Origin of the sequence: Pseudoalteromonas sp. S16_S37 (genome assembly GCF_014694405.1) — a bacterium.
Lineage (GTDB): Bacteria > Pseudomonadota > Gammaproteobacteria > Enterobacterales > Alteromonadaceae > Pseudoalteromonas.
In genome coordinates this window covers 1-722 of record NZ_JAAUWV010000179.1, presented here as the reverse complement: position 1 = coordinate 722, position 722 = coordinate 1, and the positions used below count along the sequence as shown (strand labels likewise).

The 722-nt window shown below is 38.6% G+C and carries 2 tRNA genes and 1 rRNA gene; all 3 read right to left on the bottom strand.

Annotation, left to right across the window (positions count from 1 at the left end):
* Window positions 1–306: 306 nt before the first annotated feature.
* Window positions 307–382, bottom strand: a tRNA-Ala gene (locus tag HC733_RS22515).
* A gap of 114 nt (window positions 383–496) precedes the next feature.
* Window positions 497–573, bottom strand: a tRNA-Ile gene (locus HC733_RS22510).
* Window positions 574–650: 77 nt separating this feature from the next.
* Window positions 651–722: ribosomal RNA gene (locus tag HC733_RS22505) — 16S ribosomal RNA — on the bottom strand; the annotation flags it as partial.

Genomic DNA, 722 nt, shown 5'->3' with positions numbered 1-722 from the left:
TATTAAACGCCTTGTCTAAAAAACAAAATCATTGAAAAATATCTAGTTTGACATTGTATATTCAAAGACTGATTTCAACTTCGCCAGAAGTTAATATTGAATACTAAAGTAGATGCTAACTAATCAAATGAATGATTAATTGGCATTGTTTTACTTTTGAAAACTCTTTATAGATACGAATATCTATAAGAATTTAATTATCAGCTTTTCCAAATTTTTAAAGAGCAAGAGAATTTAACTTCTCAAAGAGAAACACACTTCATACTCAGGATATACCTGAAGTATGTTTATCTTTAAAAAGTAAAGTGGTGGAGCTAAGCAGGATCGAACTGCTGACCTCCTGCGTGCAAGGCAGGCGCTCTCCCAGCTGAGCTATAGCCCCACATTACTGGTGTGTACATTGTTTGTAACCAAAGCTTCTTATTGAGGCTAGGCATAAAGTGAGGACGTTTAGTCAACTAAACGACGAGCTTTATAACGCAGCATCGAGAAGAAGTGGTGGGTCTGAGTAGACTTGAACTACCGACCTCACGCTTATCAGGCGTGCGCTCTAACCAGCTGAGCTACAGACCCAAACAATGTTTGTGTTCTCTAATTCTAATCAACAATCATCTGTGTGGACACTTCGAACAAATAAGTTCTAAATCGTATAAGGAGGTGATCCAGCCCCAGGTTCCCCTAGGGCTACCTTGTTACGACTTCACCCCAGTCATGAATCACTC